Origin of the sequence: Paraburkholderia sp. BR10954 (genome assembly GCF_040965775.1) — a bacterium.
Classification (GTDB): domain Bacteria; phylum Pseudomonadota; class Gammaproteobacteria; order Burkholderiales; family Burkholderiaceae; genus Paraburkholderia; species Paraburkholderia youngii.
On record NZ_JBFRCK010000287.1, the window covers coordinates 1 to 287 of the forward strand.

The window sequence follows — 287 nt, forward strand, 5'->3', positions numbered from 1 at the left end:
GTAGCGCAGATACCAGCGCACACAAAGAATGATCACCTCACGGTCAAAATGACGGCCGGCGAATAGCCCGTCCAGACTCTTCAGCTTGTTCATCGCGGCTCCTCAAATCGGTCAGGGCGACACTCTAGCCGATCCTTGAGCGCTATTTGCACCACAACTTTGGCGAGTCAGAAGTGCAACCATCTCTGCACGTTTTTTCTGCACGTGGTGCTGGGCAACGGGCAATTCGACCTTGTCGACGTATCGCAGCCCGATCGACCGGGATTCTGGTACATCTGAGAAAAGGC

General features: G+C 54.7%; 1 pseudogene. It reads right to left on the reverse strand.

Annotated features, from left to right (window positions below):
* Positions 1–93, reverse strand: a pseudogene (locus AB4Y34_RS42265) (IS6 family transposase); the annotation flags it as partial.
* Between the last annotated feature and the right edge of the window lie 194 nt (positions 94–287).